The 19,408-nt window shown below is 35.4% G+C and carries 15 protein-coding genes and 1 pseudogene; 8 read left to right on the top strand and 8 right to left on the bottom strand.

Annotated features, from left to right (window positions below):
* Both ACFIO5_RS04990 and ACFIO5_RS04985 read right to left on the bottom strand, forming a co-directional pair.
* Window positions 1–179: hypothetical protein (locus tag ACFIO5_RS04990; protein WP_375705130.1), on the bottom strand; the 179-nt coding region annotated here is incomplete at its 3' end.
* Window positions 180–206: 27 nt separating this feature from the next.
* A pseudogene (locus tag ACFIO5_RS04985) lies at window positions 207–655 on the bottom strand (DEAD/DEAH box helicase family protein); the annotation flags it as partial.
* A 594-nt stretch (window positions 656–1,249) separates the two neighbouring features.
* Between ACFIO5_RS04985 and ACFIO5_RS04980 the strand changes: the two are divergent.
* Together ACFIO5_RS04980 and ACFIO5_RS04975 are read left to right on the top strand one after the other, a co-directional pair.
* Window positions 1,250–1,858, top strand: a complete 609-nt coding sequence (locus ACFIO5_RS04980; protein WP_375632937.1) for a fumarylacetoacetate hydrolase family protein — start codon at window positions 1,250–1,252, stop codon at window positions 1,856–1,858.
* Between the two features lie 143 nt (window positions 1,859–2,001).
* Window positions 2,002–2,268 carry a LysE family translocator gene (locus ACFIO5_RS04975; RefSeq protein ID WP_375635037.1) on the top strand — a complete coding sequence of 89 codons (267 nt, stop codon included), beginning with the start codon at window positions 2,002–2,004 and terminating at the stop codon, window positions 2,266–2,268.
* Here ACFIO5_RS04975 and ACFIO5_RS04970 read toward each other — a convergent pair.
* Window positions 2,261–2,473: a hypothetical protein gene (locus tag ACFIO5_RS04970; RefSeq protein ID WP_375632939.1), complete on the bottom strand. Its 213-nt coding sequence runs from the start codon at window positions 2,471–2,473 to the stop codon at window positions 2,261–2,263. The genes ACFIO5_RS04975 and ACFIO5_RS04970 overlap by 8 nt on opposite strands.
* 796 nt (window positions 2,474–3,269) lie before the next feature.
* On the opposite strand from ACFIO5_RS04970, the gene ACFIO5_RS04965 reads away from it, so the two are divergent.
* Complete coding sequence (locus tag ACFIO5_RS04965; protein WP_375632941.1) at window positions 3,270–4,670, top strand: amino acid permease; 1,401 nt, start codon at window positions 3,270–3,272, stop codon at window positions 4,668–4,670.
* Window positions 4,671–5,669: 999 nt separating this feature from the next.
* Window positions 5,670–7,061, top strand: coding sequence for an amino acid permease (locus ACFIO5_RS04960; RefSeq protein ID WP_375632943.1), 1,392 nt, complete (start codon window positions 5,670–5,672; stop codon window positions 7,059–7,061).
* 115 nt (window positions 7,062–7,176) lie between these two features.
* Here ACFIO5_RS04960 and ilvC read toward each other — a convergent pair whose 3' ends face one another.
* The 3 genes from ilvC to ACFIO5_RS04945 form a co-directional block, all read right to left on the bottom strand.
* Window positions 7,177–8,196 (bottom strand): ketol-acid reductoisomerase, encoded by a 1,020-nt coding sequence (gene ilvC, locus ACFIO5_RS04955; protein WP_375632945.1) that lies wholly within the window; start codon window positions 8,194–8,196, stop codon window positions 7,177–7,179.
* Window positions 8,197–9,262: 1,066 nt separating this feature from the next.
* Window positions 9,263–9,997 carry a pyridoxine 5'-phosphate synthase gene (locus ACFIO5_RS04950; protein ID WP_375632947.1) on the bottom strand — a complete coding sequence of 245 codons (735 nt, stop codon included), beginning with the start codon at window positions 9,995–9,997 and terminating at the stop codon, window positions 9,263–9,265.
* An 86-nt stretch (window positions 9,998–10,083) separates the two neighbouring features.
* Complete coding sequence (locus ACFIO5_RS04945) at window positions 10,084–11,205, bottom strand: ATP-dependent DNA helicase (RefSeq protein ID WP_375632949.1); 1,122 nt, start codon at window positions 11,203–11,205, stop codon at window positions 10,084–10,086.
* Between the two features lie 1,040 nt (window positions 11,206–12,245).
* On the opposite strand from ACFIO5_RS04945, the gene ACFIO5_RS04940 reads away from it, so the two are divergent.
* The 4 genes from ACFIO5_RS04940 to ACFIO5_RS04925 all read left to right on the top strand — a co-directional run bounded on the left by ACFIO5_RS04940 (window position 12,246) and on the right by ACFIO5_RS04925 (window position 15,641).
* Entirely contained in the window at window positions 12,246–13,172 is a 927-nt protein-coding gene (locus ACFIO5_RS04940) for a D-2-hydroxyacid dehydrogenase family protein (RefSeq protein ID WP_375634608.1), read from the top strand.
* Window positions 13,173–13,403: 231 nt separating this feature from the next.
* Window positions 13,404–13,529 carry a hypothetical protein gene (locus tag ACFIO5_RS04935; protein ID WP_375632953.1) on the top strand — a complete coding sequence of 42 codons (126 nt, stop codon included), beginning with the start codon at window positions 13,404–13,406 and terminating at the stop codon, window positions 13,527–13,529.
* 34 nt (window positions 13,530–13,563) lie between these two features.
* On the top strand, window positions 13,564–14,613 hold the full coding sequence (locus ACFIO5_RS04930) for an MFS transporter (RefSeq protein WP_375676883.1): 1,050 nt from the start codon (window positions 13,564–13,566) through the stop codon (window positions 14,611–14,613).
* 200 nt (window positions 14,614–14,813) lie between these two features.
* A complete protein-coding gene (locus ACFIO5_RS04925) occupies window positions 14,814–15,641 on the top strand; it encodes a TauD/TfdA family dioxygenase (protein ID WP_375634611.1) in 828 nt (275 codons plus the stop codon).
* 656 nt (window positions 15,642–16,297) lie between these two features.
* Here ACFIO5_RS04925 and ACFIO5_RS04920 read toward each other — a convergent pair.
* Together ACFIO5_RS04920 and miaA are read right to left on the bottom strand one after the other, a co-directional pair.
* Window positions 16,298–18,097 (bottom strand): acetolactate synthase 3 large subunit, encoded by a 1,800-nt coding sequence (locus ACFIO5_RS04920; RefSeq protein WP_375676882.1) that lies wholly within the window; start codon window positions 18,095–18,097, stop codon window positions 16,298–16,300.
* 270 nt (window positions 18,098–18,367) lie between these two features.
* Window positions 18,368–19,240, bottom strand: coding sequence for a tRNA (adenosine(37)-N6)-dimethylallyltransferase MiaA (miaA, locus tag ACFIO5_RS04915; RefSeq protein WP_375634613.1), 873 nt, complete (start codon window positions 19,238–19,240; stop codon window positions 18,368–18,370).
* Between the last annotated feature and the right edge of the window lie 168 nt (window positions 19,241–19,408).

Raw genomic sequence — 19,408 nt, 5'->3', positions numbered from 1 at the left:
TCAGAGGCGGCTGTATTCGCAGAATTTGTCGTTGCTGTCACCGTGTCTAATGAACTCTTGACCTCTCCAAGCCCTTGATTCGTCGTATCAGCTTCTTCTTTTGCTTGCTCCGCAACACTCTTCGCTTCTTCCGCTGTTGTCTTCGCAGTCTCAGCTACTTCCTTGGCTTCTACAACCAAAGGTTCTACTTTATCTGCCTTAACCTGCGCTGCTTCACAAATGATCAGATCAAATTCTGATAAACCGTATTTCTCTTGCGCATCCGCAATCACTTGGATTAATTGGTAAGTAGCAAACACCACAGTCATTGCATTTACTAATACTTTATTTGCTTTTTTTCAAAGCTTTTGAGCATCAGTTGATAGCTGATAGAGCGAGATCTGAGACATCGAGTTCGGCAGCAGCTTCTTTGTTTTTACGACGCTTGCCAACTTATGTATCAGAATACACCACAAAGGAACGAAACGGCACTTCTGTATAGCGTGTCCATTCTCTTATCGTTTTGTGACATCAAAGCCAGAAAAGGCACGAAAAACAAAACACGCTTGCCAGTTCTGGTTATTTGTTGTGCTATCTTAAAGCTGATAAAAATCTTCTCCGTTCCACATGCCACAATAAGTTTTCCACGATCTGCTTCTTTTAAACCATCACAGACTTTCTCATATTTTTGGATTTGTTGAAAAGTTATCCCTAATTGATGCCCTAATTGCTTTTACGACATTCCCAGCATTTTTCTTTGAAAGCGATTTTTTGCCTATAGAAATGCCGTTAAAATGTAGCTTTTTGCTTTTCACTCTTAAGCTCCACCCGCTGGGTGCGAGCACCCTCGCATTAGTATTCCGAGAGCCTGAAAGTATTGAATACGAAACAGATTTTTGCTTTTAGTGCTCATAGCACCTAGACATAGAAAAATATCCCATAATTCCGAGACACCCACAGAGTGGGCTCATTTATGATCGAACTTTAGGACTTTCAGACCCTACTAATCGCTGCGTAGACGAGCAAAATCACTCTTTAAGTAATAAAGTAATTTCAGAAAATTGGCAATCAAAATTAAAATAATCTCAAAGACTATAAGATTGGGCACTCTTCAAAAGAGGATAATGCGAAGAGCTGTCATCGTGGTTAGTCATCAACCCACACAATGCTTCTTTTCCAGAAAACGCAAAACGCGATATAAGAAAAAATGTTGTTTGCAAAGTTTTCTCTTGCCTATACAAAGAGAAAATAAAAAATTTGGAGGGCTCCCATGATAAATGACATCTACTGTGTTGGATACAATTATGTTGAACATGTTCATGAACTAGGCAATGTTGTTGAAGATGAACCCGTTATCTTTAGCAAACCAAAAAGTTCACTCGTTTTAGGTAATGAAATTTATCTCCCTGATTTTTCCAAAGAAATACATTTTGAAACTGAAATTGTGCTCAAAATCTCAAAGGACGCTTTCATGATCATGGAGGCAGAAGCAAAAGAATGCTATGATGCCGTAGCAATAGGTCTTGATCTCACCGCGCGGGATTTGCAAACAAAACTGAAAGGAAAAAGGCTTCCTTGGCTTTTATCGAAAGGATTTAAAGGCGCTGCATACGTCTCTGACTTCATAAACAAGGAAAAAATAAACAACCCAATAACCTTTGCAATGAAGTTGAATAGCGAAACAAGACAAGTTGGCAATACGAAAAATATGATCTTTAGCTTTGAGAAGATAATCTCATTTTTAAGTCACTACATTCAGCTAAGACGTGGTGATCTCATATACACAGGCACTCCACAGGGTGTCGGAAAACTTTCTCAGTTTGACAGAATAGAATTGTATCTCGAAAATCAATTAATTTCAGAGCTAAAAGTAAAATGAATCATCAAATACTGACCTTTTTCATTGTTTCATTTTTTTAGTCATCTCACCGGGGCCGAATATGGCCCTTATCATCGATAATGCAACGAGATTGGGAAGAAAGAACGCATTTGTAAACGTTTTAGGATTGTGTACAGCAACATATGTGCATGGGGCATTTTCCACACCTAGGTGTATCAGCGCTCATTCTCAACAACAAAACGCTGTTTTTTTTAGTAAAACTCATGGGTGGCAGCTATTTATTATACATGGGCTTTAAATCAATTAAATCTGGAATACACAGCTTAAATTCAAAAGAAAGAAGTTCAACGAATGAAAAGCATGCTACGAGTGAAACAAAGCTTTTAACCAGCTATATGGACGGTTTTTTGACACAAATACTAAACCCAAAGTATCTATATTTTACATAGCAACTTTTCCAAAATTCTTAGCTTCTGGTGGTAGCATTAAAAAAGGTTTTGAACTTGTAACCATACATTCTTTCAACATCTTTGCATGGTTTACTTTAATGACCATTTTTATATCATTTGCCAGTACCGCCTTAAAAAAGCAGCGGGTAAAAGGCTCGATTAACATTGCGACAGGAACAGTTTTATCTCTGTTTTCTTTTTTCATTTTCTTTGGATAGTTTTATCTTTTGATAACAAATTGTAAAGTTAATAGAGCAATCTTTTCCTGATTCTGTCTCTCACTATGAATAGCTCAATCTCTAACAGAACTTATACAATCCCCAGTTCTTTTTTTCTTTGTATAACTGAATTACGTTGCATTTCTTTATCATACTCTCAAGGACGTTTGTGTAAACAATGTGAGTTTCTCGCAATATTTTATAAAATGTTACCAATATCTAAACAAAATCCTTATTCATCACTTTAAAAAATAAGCTATGATATTCCTCTTTTCGTTTATGAAACATAAAGTAACTTTTTGATTTATGATAGCACCATACAAACAAAAAAATGATTTTAAAAATCATTTTAATTTTCCATTACAAATTGTTCTTAAACTAAGATGAGAACTCTCGAGTGCTATTTGAGCAAAAATTAAAACTCTCACCATTATGAATAATAATAAATAATGCACTGATTACAAATAATAAGTTTCAAAAAATTATAAAAACTCCTGACAGTTTTCTGAAATAATTTTAAAAGCCCCACGTCTTTTAAAGAACAATTAATTTGTTATTAATAACAATAAAAAGCTCCCTATTCAAATATCTGTTACGTTATTTAAGAGAAAAACATTCTCTTTTTTCAAAACCATATTCCTAAAACATATTCTTTTCTTTATCCACACAAAATCATAAAAAACGTTTTTTTCCTTTACACCTCATTTATATCATGCTTCGATACAGAACAATGCATTTTTAGTGTAATTTAATCTCAAAATAATTAAAGGGAACCCCCAAAAAATGAGCTATAAACAAAATTTAAAAGATGGTCCTCAGATGAAACTACAACGTGGCCTAGATAACCGTCACGTACAACTTATAGCCCTCGGTGGAGCTATTGGAACAGGACTCTTCATGGGATCAGGAAAAACAATTAGTGTAGCAGGCCCTTCCATCGTACTCGTTTATGCTATTATTGGATGTGCCCTATACTTTGTCATGCGTGCTATGGGAGAATTATTGCTTTCTAATTCACAGTACCGGTCCCTTATTGATTTTTCAACCGATATGCTAGGACCGGGAATCGCTTTCTTTGTAGGCTGGAGCTATTGGTTGAGCTGGGTTGTAACTGGAGCTGCAGATATTATTGCCATCATCACTTATATGCACTTTTGGTGGCCAACGCTTAATCCATGGATTGCCGTTTTTTCTTGCATTGGTTTCTTTTTAATTTTTAATCTCTTTGCCGTAAAACTATTTGGTGAACTTGAATTTTGGTTTGGTCTTATCAAAGTCGTAGCAATTTTAGCATTAATTGTTGTTGGTTTTTATATGATCGCTACGAGCTTTACTTCTCCCAATGGTACTGTTGCTTCTCTCAATCACGTATGGAACGATGGAAATATCTTTCCGCGAGGAATGACAGGTTTTTTTGCTGGATTTCAAATTGCCATTTTTTCTTTTGTTGGTATAGAAATTGCAGGAACAACTGCAGCTGAAGTCAAAAATCCTAAAAAAGTTCTACCAAAAGCAATTAATGCAATACCAGTACGTATTGTACTCTTTTACATCTTCTCTCTCATCGTGATTATGTCAGTCACACCTTGGGATCAAATTGTTCCAGATAAAAGCCCCTTTGTTTCGATGTTTTGGCTTGCTGGTATTCCGATAGCTGCTGGTTTGGTAAACTTTGTCGTTCTCACCTCGGCTGCTTCTTCGGCAAATAGTGGTATTTTTTCTACTAGCCGCATGATATATGGGCTTGCAACACAAAAAGGTGCTCCTCCAATTTTAGGTAAGCTTTCCAAATATCATGTTCCAGCCAATGCTCTATTCTTTTCCTGCTTATGTATTTTAATAGGGTATACAATTGCCTCACTCTCTCCAAGCCTCATAAGTGCTTTCACAATTGTGACGAGCATCTCAGCTATTGCATTTTTATTCGTATGGTCTGTAATTTTGGTTAGCTATATTGTATATCGTCGCAATCACCCTCATTTGCATGCTGAATCCGTCTACAAAATGCCAGGAGGAGTTATCGTGTGCGGGATAATTTTAGTTTTCTTTGCTTTCATGCTCTATTTGTTAACGTTAGAAGAAGACACCCTAACAGCTTTAAAATACGGTATATTCTGGTTTATTTGCTTAGGCATAACCTATTTTACATTTGTAAAGAAAAAAATGACTCAAGGTAACAAATAAAGTCTATACATAAAACATCTCAAAAAAGGGTAATTTTAGTTACCCTTTTTCTACTTAACCTCCTCCCCAAATATCAAAAAACGACGATTCCTACCAGCGCCGGTTTGTGAACAATCCAGCTTATTAAGAGGGAATGCTGCTGATCATTTATATGGTTCACCTACATAAGGCTCTATGGGCTAGCCCTGCCCTGAACACTCACCACACATTCTAAAAATACTTAATGTGTAAAATGTTATATGCTTTATATCACTACTCTACACAACAGTATTTTACTGTATAATAGGATAAGAACGAGCTATTCTGTAAAGAATTCTCTATAAACTTCACTGACATTGTTTACTAATAAAACATGAGATTTTATCTAAAACTTTCCCCCTCAAAAAAATTTATATTCAATTTTTTATCAAAATTAAAAATGTAGCTCTAAACAGAATATATCTTAATAGCTATCTGCAATAAAAAAAGATTCTATGAAAATATTTTTCTATTTGTAATAAATTTTAAATATTAATACTTAAATGTAAATTTTAAATATATTTTTTAATTATTTAAATAATAGTTTAACAATTTAAACTTATTTTATTTATAAATAAAGTTTTATATTTAATAAATTTACAATTTTATTTATATTTTTATATATAAAAATATAAATAAATAAATAATTTTAAATATAAATATATTTATATAAAAATTACTATAAATAAATATAATTATTGTTTATATACAAATAATAATTATGTATAAAATAAATTATATTATACATAATTAATATTAATTATGTATAAAACATAAAAATCAAAAAAAATATAATAAAATTTATCTTTTGTTTATTATATATAAAATAATTATTCCATTAATGAATAATGTTCTTGCTTTATTCACATATAGTCATAGAAAAAAATTCCTTTACTCCTTAACCATAGCGTGTTCCGATAGAAGGAATTACCTTTTTTAGGGTAATTTTATTTAAAAATAACTAAGGAGAATTCCCCAAAAATGAACAAACAAAATTTAGAAAAAAAACCTAAGAAGAAATTACAACGTGGACTACATAACCGACACATACAACTTATAGCCCTCGGTGGAGCGATTGGAACAGGTCTCTTCATGGGATCAGGAAAAACAATCAGTGTAGCAGGGCCTTCGATTCTACTCGTTTATGCAATTATTGGTTGTGCTCTATACTTTGTCATGCGTGCTATGGGAGAGTTATTGCTTTCTAATACACAATACCGATCTTTTATTGACTTCTCAACCGATCTTCTAGGGCCATGTGCCGGATTCTTTATCGGCTGGACATATTGGTTGTGTTGGATTGTCACTGGAACTGCTGAAATTATTGCTATTGTCACTTATACACACTTTTGGTGGACTGAACTCAATCCGTGGATTCCTGTTATAATTGGTCTTATGTCCTTTTTAATTCTTAACCTCGTCGCAGTAAAACTATTTGGCGAACTTGAGTTTTGGTTTGGTTTTATCAAAATCGTAGCAATTCTAGTCTTAATCGTTGTAGGATTTTATATGATCTTTACCGGTTTTGTCTCTCCAAACGGTACGGTTGCTTCTCTTAGCCATATATGGAACGGTGGGAATATTTTTCCGCGAGGAATTACAGGCTTTTTTGCTGGATTTCAAATTGTTATTTTTGCTTTTGTTGGCATTGAACTCGCTGGAACAGCTGCTGCTGAAGTAAAAGAACCTCAAAAAGCTCTACCACAAGCTGTTAATTCAATACCAATCCGCATTGTATTCTTTTATATATTCTCTCTTCTTGTGATTATGTCTGTGACGCCGTGGGATCAAATCAGTCCAGAAAAAAGCCCATTTGTAACAATGTATGCACTTATTGGTATTCCAACTGCTGCAGGTTTGATGAACTTTGTTGTCCTCACAGCTGCCGCATCTTCAGCAAATAGTGGAATTTTTTCTACCAGCCGTATGATATATGGGCTAGCAACACAAAAAGGTGCTCCTAAATTTTTAGGAAAACTTTCTCGTAACCACGTTCCAGCTAACGCATTATTCTTTTCATGTATATGCATCTTATTTGGTTATGCAATTGTATCGTTATCTCAAACACTCATAGCTGCTTTTACAATTGTTACGACAATTGCCGCAACTTTGTTTATATTTGTATGGTCTATCATTTTGATCAGCTATATCATCTATCGCCGCAATCGTCCTCTCCAGCATACTGTCTCTCCTTATAAAATGCCTGGAGGTGTTGTTATGTGTTGGGCGCTTCTTATTTTCTTTGCATTCATTATTTATTTATTGTCATTAGAAGCTGACACTGCCATAGCTTTAAAATACACTCCAGCGTGGTTCATATTTTTAGGAATTGTATACTTTCTTTTTGGAAAAAAGAATTATGCAAAAAATTAAAAAATAAAGCTTATGTTTCCAAAAACATATAAAAAAGGGTAACTAAAGTTACCCTTTTTTTGATATTTATCTATAAAATTATAAAAGCTATTGACAAAATATCTCTGTAGAAGCTTCAATTACGCTCTTTATCAACCAAAGCGTTAGATTTTATCCAAGGCATCATAGAACGAAGTTTTTTACCAACTTCTTCAATAGGATGATTATCATTTAAACGCCGCATACTTTTAAAATGAGCAGCACCAGCTTTATATTCTTGAATCCAATTCGATGTAAATTTACCCGTTTGAATATCTTTCAATATACGTTTCATTTCTGCTCTAGTTTCATCCGTAATCACACGTGGACCAGAGATATATTCACCCCATTCAGCTGTATTAGAAATCGAATAATTCATATTTGCAATGCCCCCTTCATACATGAGATCAACAATCAGTTTCACTTCATGTAAACACTCAAAATAAGCCATTTCCGGCGCATAACCTGCCTGTGTTAATGTTTCATAACCTGCTCGAATCAGTTCAACAAGACCTCCACAGAGAACCGCTTGTTCACCAAAAAGATCAGTTTCGCACTCTTCTTTAAATGTTGTTTCAATCACCCCAGCACGTCCACCACCAAGTCCACACGCATAAGATAATGCTACATTATGTGCATGCCCTGAAGCATCTTGCGCCACCGCTATTAAGCAAGGAACACCACAACCCCGTTGGTATTCATGACGAACTGTATGCCCTGGACCTTTAGGAGCAATCATCACAATATCAACGTTTTTTTTAGGTTCAATCAAGCCAAAATGAATGCTCAAACCATGCGCAAAAGCAATCGCTGCCCCATCGTGTAAATGATCATGAATATGTTCCTTATAAATATCAGCTTGCAATTCATCTGGTGTTGCCATCATGATGAGATCTGCCCATTTTGCTGCTTCAGCAACACTCACCACTTCAAAACCATCAGCCATGGCTTTTTTAACTGTTTCCGATCCTGAACGCAAAGCTATTTGCACATTTTTAACACCAGAATCTTTCAAGTTTAAAGCGTGTGCACGCCCTTGAGAACCATAACCAACAATGGCTACTTTTTTCCCTTTAATGAGATTAACATCCGCATCACGATCATAATAAACACGCATAAAAAAATTCCTTCTTTCTCTATTTAAACTGGATTTCAGATTATTTTTATTCAATAAGAAACATTATCTACAGTGCATCACACACTTATAAAGACAAAAAACACCGCTTATAAGAACACAGCAATTGAATAATTTTAAAGTTTACATATTGCATAGAAAAAACTGTAGTCCCCAAACATTCCTAAAACATATACGGATCCCCAAATAAACTTCAACTGCTATTCTACAAAAACAATAATTACACAAAATAAGATTTCTAAAGAAAATTTAGCTAATATTCTACTCTTTTATCGTGCAACAAAACGCTATATTCTAAAAATTAAGATACAACATACAATTTTTAACATGAACCAAATCAATACAGATAGCAAGAAAAATTACAAAATAACAAGTATTGTGTTAATACAACTTTCAAAAGCATATACAACAATATCTTTAGAATAATAAAGAGGATGTTTTTACTTTTTACGTTCTTTAATATCCACGCCTCTCACGCGAAGAAGCCCCCCATACGTCCATTATGTTATCCATTTATGGCACCTTATAAAAAAATTTTAATATGCTCAAGCCCTTTTCAAGAATTCCCTATAATAGTGTAAGATTTATTGCACATCACTCTCTTTACTTCATAAAGCTACAAGTCGATATCATCATTCTATTTAACAGTTCCTATTGCATTCAGCTTATTCATAAGGAGATTTTACGTTATACTATTTACAGATAACCCAAAAATGAGCTCAAATATCAAGAAAATTTGTGTATTGATCCATTAAAATCCTACGCACTCCTTTATAATGGAAATACTTTCAAAACCCTATCTCTTCTCCATTCAAAGAAATTATAATAAGAAGATTTTAAAACTTCCTCATAATGGATAGTACAAATAAAAAACATCGCATACACTCAAAAACAAAAGATAGAAAGCAACCAATAAATAGAGGAACAATAGAATATTTATAATGCACGATAATAGTGCTATTTATCTAAGCAATATATTGTTTTTTTTAAGATAAATTGGCAAACCTCTATAAAAATTTCTTTTCCAATTTTTATAGAGAGAAAAAGATTACGATAATAACCGGATAAAACGCTGAACAGTCTCATGTATTCCATACTCTAATGCATCAGCAATGAGCCCATGGCCAATAGAAACTTCATCAAGCCAAGGAATATTTTTGACAAGAGCAGGAAGATTCATAAGTGTCAGATCATGCCCTGCGTTTATACCTAACTGCAACTCTTTTGCTCTTCTTGCTGCTAAAACAAGTTTATTGAGCTCTTGATCTTGTTTTGTTTTATCCTGAAATGCACCACCGTAAGGTCCCGTGTAAAATTCCACACGATCAGCGCCCATTGCTTTAGCAATATCAAGACCATCGACAGTAGGATTAGCAAAAAGGGATACACGAATCTTTCTGTTTTTTAAATTCTGAATAATAGGTGCTAAAAATTCTGCATCATGAGCAAAATTCCAACCATGATCAGACGTTGACTGATCTGGATCATCAGGAACAAGGGTGATCTGATCCGCATAGTTTTCAGCGATATCCAAAAATTGATCACTGGGATAACCTTCAATATTAAACTCAGCTGTAGGAAAAGTGTTCTTGATTAAACAGTATATATCTGGCAAATCCGCAAAACGAATATGCCTTTCATCAGGGCGTGGATGAACCGTCAAACCTGCTGCTCCAGCAGCAAGCGCTATATGCCCAATATTCGTTATACTTGGCCACGGAAGATTACGTCGATTACGCAAAACAGCAACAGCATTAAGATTAACCGAAAGTTTTACCGCCATGCCCATTTCCATTTTTTTTATAGTATGTAACAAGATAGAAAAAAGGCATTTTTCATCTGAAACTTAGATGATATACACATTTTTTTCTATCGAACAATCGTTAAACGCTCTGCTGCGCGCGTAATTCCCGTATAAAGCCAGCGCGCATACATATCACGAAATGCAAAACTTTCATCAAACAAAACGACATTATTCCATTGAGAACCTTGCGCCTTATGAACCGTTAATGCATACCCATAATCAAAATCATCATATCGCTTTTTTAATTGCCATGAAATTTCTTGATCAGGGTTTTCAAACGCTGCTTTTAAAAGTTTAATCTTTGCTACCCCACGCTCACTTTCTTCTGGTTTCACAAGAAGATTAATACTTGGTTTAACGGTCTCCTTCTGTGAAGTCATCACCTTCCATAAAGAGCCATTCAACAAACCTTTAATAGGATCGTTTCGCAAACACACCAGCTTATCTCCCGCTTGCGGATAATCTGCTGTAAATCCCTTTAACACACGCAAACGCTGATTATAAAGGTGGCGTGTACGATTAACCCCTACCAAGACCTGATCAGCATCCAAAACCAATTGTTGATTGACCTCTTTACGTGTCACAACGCGCGCTTCTCCATAGTCACCATAAGCAATATCGCGTCCTTCACGTACATCCATAGCAAGACGTATAATCGGATTGTCGCGCGCTTGCCGATGAATTTCTGAAAGAAGAAAATCTGGTTTCCCATTAGAAAAAAAGCCCCCACCAGATATAGGAGGCAATTGACCTGGATCACCAAGAACAAGAATTGGCGTTCGAAAGCTCATTAAATCACGCGCCAATTGTTCATCAACCATCGAGCACTCATCAACAATAATGAGTTTAGCTTGTGCAGCAGCACTTCTTCGATTTAATGTAAATGTTGGAGCAATAGACTTTTTTCCTGTTATTTCATCGGAAACTTCCTCTTCTCCACGCGGACAATAAATCAGCGAATGAATCGTACAAGCATTGCTTGCACCTTTAGAACGCAAAACCTGCGCCGCCTTCCCTGTAAAAGCAGCAAATTGAACAGAACCATCAACTGTCTCTGCAAAATAGCGCGCAAGCGTCGTCTTACCGGTCCCCGCATAGCCAAAAAGGCGAAAAAGAGGAGAACGCCCTTCCCTCAACCACGCGGCAACAGCCTTTAATGCATTATCCTGTTCCCGTGAAAACTGCATAGCTTACCAACATAAGATTTGCATAAGAAGAGCAGTATTTTGAAAAAAAACGACTATCAAGAAAAACCTTTTTATTAAGAATTGCTGACACACGCCCATCTAACAACCTTCGTAGCACAATTATCAATTATTTACCCATTGCTTTTTCAAGATATTGTAAAAATCTAAATTTTATCTATACATCGATCTTCTTGGGAACACCTTATACTTATCAAATAAAATATCATTTTTTACAACAGTAACACCAACAATGGAATATGCATATCTTAAATTTAAAATAACACCTATATACGCTTTTTTTAACCAAAATTTAGAATAAGAAAAAGAGCATTGCAATTGCAAAAACCTCACTAGAAAAAATGTCCTTAACAGGATAAGAATAATGTCATTTTATGAATACTATTTTACACAATCAATCAGCTTTCTTGCACATAAAAATAAAGTACATCCACTATTACGAAATAATAATTAAATATATCAAAAACCTTTTAGCAGAAATAGAAATAGCTCTCAACAAAACTACTTAATCCTATGATGATACACCTATAAAGTTCCTATCGTCCTCTTATCATGATTTTAATAAATTTACTCTTCATGCTACAAATATGTTATATCTCAATGCATAAAGAGAGATATCACACTTATATGAAGCACGCTTTATCTCGCACAAATATGTAGTTTTTTCTGTTTCAACAATAAAATATGGTTCGTAAGTATGACCTTCTTGGTAGTCTATTATAGAAAACTGGAACATGGTTTCAGTCCAGCGTAGCACTTCAGATTCGTCCTCTAGAATATGAGAAAAGCGCAATTCTTCATCTATTGAGTCAAACTTTTTCTTTTTGTCGCAATGTTTTAAAGTTTATAAAAACTAACTGATTAATGCTGTTCTTATTGCTAGAAATAACAATAAATCAAGGGGTATAATTTGTTAATAGGCTTGGCGTTATGTCAAAATATCAGCGATGAGATTGCTTTTTGGTTGTTTTAGAAATGAAATAATGAGCTCAAATATTGATGAATGAAACGGAAGGTTTAAATTGAAAATATTAATTCCAGATGACTATCAAAAAGCCACTCTAACATTACAGTCTATTACAAAATTAATGACATCACATGAAGTGCTGGTTATAAATAATTTAGCTAAAGAATGTGATTTAGAAGATAAGCTCAAAGAGATCGATATTCTTATCTTAATCAGAGAGCGGACTATAGTTGATAGAAATCTTCTCCTGAAACTGCCAAATTTAAAATTAATCTGCCAAACAGTCCCTATAGGTTCACATATTGATATAGAAGCTTGTAGAGACTTAGAAATTGAAATATTAGACGGTGGTGGAGATCCAACTTCTGCTGCTGAATTTGCGTGGCTCTTAATTATGTCTGCGCGTAGAAAACTCTGTAAATCTGTATCTGATATGAAAAAAGGACGATGGCAAACAACATTTGGCAACCAAATGAAAGGGGCTACTCTTGGAATATTCGGGTTTGGGCGTATTGGTAAAATGGTTGCTCAATATGCTCAAGCTTTTGGCATGTCCATTTTGGTTTATGGGAGCGAGCGTTCAACGCAAGAAGCAAAAAATTTAGGTTATCATTTTACGCATTCAAAAGAAGAATTTTTTACACGTCCTGACATTATATCCATCCATTTACGTTTAAGTGATAAAACTAGAGAAATCATAAAATTAGATGATCTATTGAGCATGAAACCTCATGCTATTTTTGTCAACACAGCGCGTTCAGCTTTGGTTGAAAAAGGGGCGATAGAAAAAATACTAAGTTTGGAAAATTCAACTTACTTTGCACTGGATGTTTATGACAGCGAACCAGTATATGAGAGCAAATTATTGCAATCAGATAGAGTTCTTTGCACACCGCATCTGGGCTATGTGACTGAAGAAAGCTTTGAGAATTATTTTGAAAAAGCTTGCCAAAATATAGCTTCTTTTATGAAGAGCACTTAATGCCGGCTGAGCCAATGTTTGTAAAATTTATCTTATGTCGCTAGCGTATCAAATTTGCACGACACATAATAACTTATTTCCTTAAATGAAGCATATTCCTTAGCTTTCACATTAAGACCAATCGTATTGACAGATTTTTATGTAATCAGCATAAAATACCTAATTTATTGTTGCAAGCATTATTAAAAAAGGCTACTTTATTGGAATACAATTTAATTGGAGGGGGGCGGAGTGAGCAATAATAAATTTATAGAAAAGAATTATTATAGATGGATTATATTGCTTGTTGCCACTATCGCTCAAGCATCAGCTTGCTTCTTTGTTCAAGGGATTGGTCCTTTAGCTGAATTTTTTTAAGAAGGATTTCTCGCTTAGTGACTCTCAAATAGGTTTGCTGTCTTCAGCAGCGCAGTTCCTACCTATTATTGGATTACTTGTAGCTGGTGAATTACTAGACAAGTTTAACGAGCGCTATATTGTTGGAGTTGGCGCACTCGGCGTTTCTATCGCTCTTTTATTGGGAGCAATTGCAGAAAACTATATTTCCCTTTTGGTTTGTTTGCTCATTGTAGGGGGATTTTATAGCTCTGCTCAACCTGGTGGTGCTAAATCTGTTTCTGCATGGTTTCCACAATCGCAACGCGGATTTGCAATGGGAATAAGGCAAGCGGGGCTACCATTAGGTGGGGCATTAGCTGGGATGGTTCTTCCTGCGAGTGCGCTTGTCTATGGCATACAAGGTGCGTTTTTGGTCGGTGCCATCGTTTCTTTTTTAGGGGGATGTATCTTTATTATTTTTTATCACGCACCAGCAAAAGTTGTCGCTATCGTTCCAAAAAGCAAGGCAAAAGTTTCGTTCTATGCAAATGTAAAGTCTCGTCTTGCGATGTTAACTGCACCACATATGAAGAATATTATTTTTTCAGGCGTTTCACTTGTGATCGTTCAATATGTTTTAACCATTTTTATAACGATTTATTTTTATAGAATCTATCAGCTGTCCTTAAATAAAAGTGCTTATTTGTTTTTTGTTTCACAGGCTTCTGGTGCCTTAGGAAGAATTATTTTAGCAGCGTGGAGTGATCATTGTAGAAAAGGACGATTTTTTCCTGTCTTGTTTTGCATGATTGCAGTCGTTTTTGGATTTTTAATATTAATTTTAGGCATGAGTGGATTCATAATTTATTTAACTATTTTATCTGCTTGGTTAGTTTTTTTTGGATTGGGATGGTATGGCCCTTGGGTCGCCTATATTGTAGACTCTTCACCAAAAGAAAGCGTTGGCTTTTCTCTGGGGTTAGCAATGTCTATAAATCAAATCGCAATTATTACTGCTCCACCATTATTTGGATTAATCCAAGATTTTACAGACACTTATGTACTAACATGGCTGATTTTAATTTTAATTATTATTTTTTCACTTTTCTTAATAAGAAAGTAGGGAAAGATAATTGGGGAGGAAATTATAATGATAAATGAAAATACTTTTGAGTTGAGCAATCTCGAAAGAGACAAACTTTGGGAGGCTTTGGACCATGTTATTTATGATCCATACAGTGGTATTGAATATTCGGTTAAGCTAAAAAAATAGCATTTTCGCTGCTACCCCATAGAATATTGACAATTCTTATGAATCAAAAGATGTCTATTACCCCTAGAGCATATTTAATCTTTGAAAACCTTCCAATTGATAGACAAATTAATACGTCACCTAATCCTTATAATTTAGATGCGTCTTGTAAAAGTGGCTATATTAGCGAAAATTTAATTATGATGTTTTCTTTATTAATCGGAGAGCCTTATTCAATTAAATTTGAAGGCGAACATATAGTAAACAACCTAGTTCCTTTAGAGGATAATAAAAAAGATTATACAGGATTAGGATCTGAAGTTGAGTTAGATTTTCATATAGAAAATGCTGCACTAAAATTTATAAGAGGTTTAAATTTATCTCCTAAAGGGATCTTTTTATCTGGTGTTCGCAATGATGTTGATGGCCCGTTAACGAGAATATCTGATGCACGTCTCGCTCTAAAACTTTTAAATGAGGAGGATTTGAGGAGCTTAAGGGATAATTTATATATAATTAATGTTCCCTATAGATGGAGAAAAAATGGGGTAACCTCTACAAGTAAAGTACCCCTCGTTCAAGGGGACGGTGAATTCCCAGATATCAGCGCTGTTTTTTATCCAGGCATGTTAGAACCACAGTCAAAAAAAGCCAAGGAAGCTTTAGATCATTTTTATGAAGCTATTAAGGCTGTATTTTTTGGAATTGATGTACAACCAGGAAGATTATTATACATTGATAACAGAATGGCTCTACACTCTAGAGATAAATTTTCTGGATCATTTGATCGTTATAAAAATCCAATGCGGTGGATTCAAAGAGTGTTTGTGTCTGCAGATTTATGGAATCATAGATATGTAGAACAAATAAAAGAAAGAGTATTTGATTTTCAATGTTAATGTCCTGATAATGATATGGTGTTGAGTATTATTCTGGTTTATATATTGACTACACACCTCATATGTATAGGTTTCTCCCACATAATCATACCTGATTATAAGCTATGGTGGCCAATTGATTTTCCATGGCTGTATTTGATCTTTGTTATTTTTTCCCTTCCTTCAGTCCGCTAGGGGGATTCTCCTACCAAGCCCTTGAAAGAGCGATTTGAAGTAATTTCATAATGCGAAATCAAAACATAGTGACAAACTTTTCTATTGTTTTCACAAGTATGACGGTTTGCATGGTTGCACCCTTCAAGCACAGTGGATTTTTCTTGCACGATGGAATCTTTCATATATGAGACAACATAATTAATTTATAACAGATAATTCAATGTATTATCTAAAAAATGCAACGAAATAGCTATTAATGTGAACATATGAATTAAAAAAACAAACATCGCGTACAAATAAATTCAAACATAATTGGGCACACGACTTATAACATTTTTTAGATGAACAAATAATAATACACCCCATGTCTTTAAACACAGAATGAAAATCATAAAATGAGCTCTAAGGATAATAGAAACTCTCCACAAAGAAGAGAAAGAGATGAAGACTCCAAAGACTTCATCATCACCATCCTTCACTATTTTATTAATATATTCATTTTATACAAGAATCTTTCCCTCAGAAGAAATAGCATTTGCAATAGCTTCTTCGCTTGCCTCATCGGGTAATAACATCTCATTATGGGCACATCCTGATGGGATCATAGGAAAACAATTTTCTAAATGATAAACACGACAATCGAAAAGAACAGGCTTATCACAGTCAATCATTTGCTGAATTTTATCATCAAGTTCATCGGGTTTTGAACAATGAATTCCTACGGCTCCATAAGCTTGTGCCAATTTCACAAAGTCAGGCATAGATTCCGTATAAGAATGAGAAAGACGATTACCATGCAGCAATTGCTGCCACTGGCGAACCATCCCCATATACTGATTATTTAAAATGAAAATTTTCACCGGTGTGTCATGCTGAATAGCTGTTGCAAGCTCTTGAATATTCATCTGAATGGAGGCATCACCAGAAATACACACAACAAGCGCATCAGGATGCGCTATTTGAACACCTATAGCAGCAGGTAAACCATACCCCATCGTTCCAAGACCACCAGAAGTCATCCAATGTTTTGGTTCATCAAAATGATAATACTGCGCTGCCCACATCTGATGCTGCCCGACATCCGTTGTAATATAAGCATTCGCATCTTTGGTAAAAGCATACAGTCGTTCAAGAGCATATTGCGGCATAATGACATCTTTTTTCTCCGCATATGCCAATGAATTACGAGCTTTCCAACGGTTAATTTGCGTCCACCACGCCTCACGGACTTCACTGTTAAACGCTGGTTGCTGTATCTTTAAGAGTTGCGTCATATCTCCTAAAACACAAGCCACATCACCAATAATTGGAACTTCTGCTTTTACAATTTTATTGATAGAAGAAGGGTCAATATCAATATGAATAATACGCGCATGAGGTGCAAATGCATCAAGGCGCCCGGTGATACGATCATCAAATCGTGCTCCAACAGCTAACATGACATCACAATCATGCATGGCCATATTAGCCTCATAGGTTCCATGCATTCCAAGCATTCCAAGCCAATTTTTACCGGAAGCAGGATAAGCACCAAGTCCCATTAATGTTGAAGTAATCGGAAAATCCCCCAATTGAACCAAATTACGTAAAAGCTGTATAGCTTTCATCCCCGATGAAATAACACCACCACCAGAATAAATAATAGGGCGTTTTGCCTCAACTAAAAGAGAAACGGCAGATTCAATAGCCTTAGTATTCCCTTTCATCGATGGAAAAGAATGTAAAAACTCCTGAACTTGAGGTGCTCTATAAAATCCTGAAGCAAATTGAACATCCTTAGGAATATCAATCAAAACCGGACCAGGACGACCTGATTGAGCAAGAAAAAAAGCTTCATGAATAATAGCCGCAAGATCATTGACATTTTTAACCAGCCAATTACGCTTCGTACAAGGCTTTGTAATTCCAACTGTATTAGCCTCTTGAAAAGCATTTGTTCCAATCACCGTTGTTGACACCTGCCCAGAAAAACAAATAAGAGGTATCGAATCCATAAGAGCATCTTGCAAAGGTGTAACAGCATTCGTTGCCCCTGGACCAGAAGTCACAAGCATAACCCCTACCTTCCCTGTGCTGCGTGCATAGCCTTCAGCCGCATGCCCTGCGGCTTGTTCATGGCGCACCAAAATATGCTGGAGTGTATCTTGGTGATAAAGAACATCAAAAATAGGCAAAACAGCCCCACCAGGATAACCAAAAATATGTTCAACGCCTTGATCTATAAGAGCTTGAACCACTATTTCAGCGCCCGACATTATTTTTCCATCTGCACTCTCTTGCTTTCTTGGATCATTTCTCATTTTTCCCACTCACCTACTTTATAGGACAATAAAAAAGCCCCTAACGGAGCTCATAAAAAAAGCCCCCAAAGGAGCCCATTACACAACACATACTGTATGATTACCCCCATTATTCCAACGTATAAAATATATAAAAAATTCCTTGTAGGAAGATTTCTAATTCCATTGATACCATTCGTCAATAAAAAATTATATTTTCTAAAAAATTTCTTTTTCACGAATTATCTTTTATCTTTCGATAAGTTTCTTTGCAAAGCTCTAACTCTTTTATCAAAAAGTAAGCACCCATTCTTCATCAAATTGATTACGAAACCATGTCATTTGTCTTTTTGCATATCTCCTCGTTTGTATTTTCACCGCTTCAAGAGCATTCTCAAAGCTTCTATATCCATCCAAATAAGCCATAAACTCAGGTATACCAATAGCCTTCATTGCTGGTAATGAAGAGGAAAGTTTAAGTTTTTTCATAGCCACCACTTCTTCTAAAGCTCCTCTTTCAATCATAGAATCCAAGCGTTTATGAATACGTTCATAAAGCAGAGGACGTGGTGGCATGAGAAGAATTTTTTCGGTCAAATTCGGCGCAATGATAGGTGTTGTTTTTTGTTTCTGCCACCAACTGAGCGTCTTACCGGTTGCATCATAAACTTCCAAAGCACGTACAATACGCTGTCTATCGTGCGAAGAAATTTTTTCAGCAACAACAGCATCAATCTGAAACAACTGGCGATAAAGACTTTCAGGTCCCTCTTTATCAAGCAGCAAACGCCACTTCTGCCGCACAACATTTGGAACATGAGGGATTTCCGAAATCCCCTCTAAAAGAGCACGAAAATAAAGTCCTGTCCCACCAACAAAAATAACTGATTTTAAAGAAAAAGTAGCCAATAGCTTCTCGACATCACACAACCATTGCCCTACTGAATAATTCAAAGTAGGACTCACATGACCATAAAGATAATGGGGAACAATCGCGATATCAGCCTCCCCCGGCCGTGCCGTTAAAATATTTAAAACATCATAAACCTGCATTGAATCAGTATTAATAATGAGAGCATTCTTTTCTTGAGCCATTTGCAAGGCAAGTTCTGACTTCCCACTTGCCGTTGGCCCCGCTATTAATGTAACTTTTCTCTGTGTCATGAATAGCAATTTCTCCCAATCAATAACTTATTGCAACATGCAGACACCACCAAAGCCCCCTATGAAATTTATAAAAAATGGGCTTAATAACAACACCAAAGGAATTTCCAAGCATTTTTGCTATCATAGTTCAATAGTAAACTACAGCCATAATCATTCTGTCCGTTA

Source organism: Bartonella sp. AA86SXKL (genome assembly GCF_042196885.1).
This window is presented reverse-complemented; position numbering and strand designations above follow the sequence as displayed.

What these genes read in the sequence shown, in the direction of transcription:
- miaA (WP_375634613.1), bottom strand. Translation starts at nt 19,240, where the DNA reads ATGACACAGAGAAAAGTTACATTAATAGCGGGGCCAACGGCAAGTGGG.
- ACFIO5_RS04950 (WP_375632947.1), bottom strand. Translation starts at nt 9,997, where the DNA reads ATGGCGGTAAAACTTTCGGTTAATCTTAATGCTGTTGCTGTTTTGCGT.
- ACFIO5_RS04960 (WP_375632943.1), top strand. Translation starts at nt 5,670, where the DNA reads ATGAACAAACAAAATTTAGAAAAAAAACCTAAGAAGAAATTACAACGT.
- ACFIO5_RS04980 (WP_375632937.1), top strand. Translation starts at nt 1,250, where the DNA reads ATGATAAATGACATCTACTGTGTTGGATACAATTATGTTGAACATGTT.
- ACFIO5_RS04920 (WP_375676882.1), bottom strand. Translation starts at nt 18,097, where the DNA reads ATGAGAAATGATCCAAGAAAGCAAGAGAGTGCAGATGGAAAAATAATG.
- ACFIO5_RS04925 (WP_375634611.1), top strand. Translation starts at nt 14,814, where the DNA reads ATGTCTATTACCCCTAGAGCATATTTAATCTTTGAAAACCTTCCAATT.
- ilvC (WP_375632945.1), bottom strand. Translation starts at nt 8,196, where the DNA reads ATGCGTGTTTATTATGATCGTGATGCGGATGTTAATCTCATTAAAGGG.
- ACFIO5_RS04965 (WP_375632941.1), top strand. Translation starts at nt 3,270, where the DNA reads ATGAGCTATAAACAAAATTTAAAAGATGGTCCTCAGATGAAACTACAA.
- ACFIO5_RS04975 (WP_375635037.1), top strand. Translation starts at nt 2,002, where the DNA reads ATGTGCATGGGGCATTTTCCACACCTAGGTGTATCAGCGCTCATTCTC.
- ACFIO5_RS04945 (WP_375632949.1), bottom strand. Translation starts at nt 11,205, where the DNA reads ATGCAGTTTTCACGGGAACAGGATAATGCATTAAAGGCTGTTGCCGCG.
- ACFIO5_RS04970 (WP_375632939.1), bottom strand. Translation starts at nt 2,473, where the DNA reads ATGAAAAAAGAAAACAGAGATAAAACTGTTCCTGTCGCAATGTTAATC.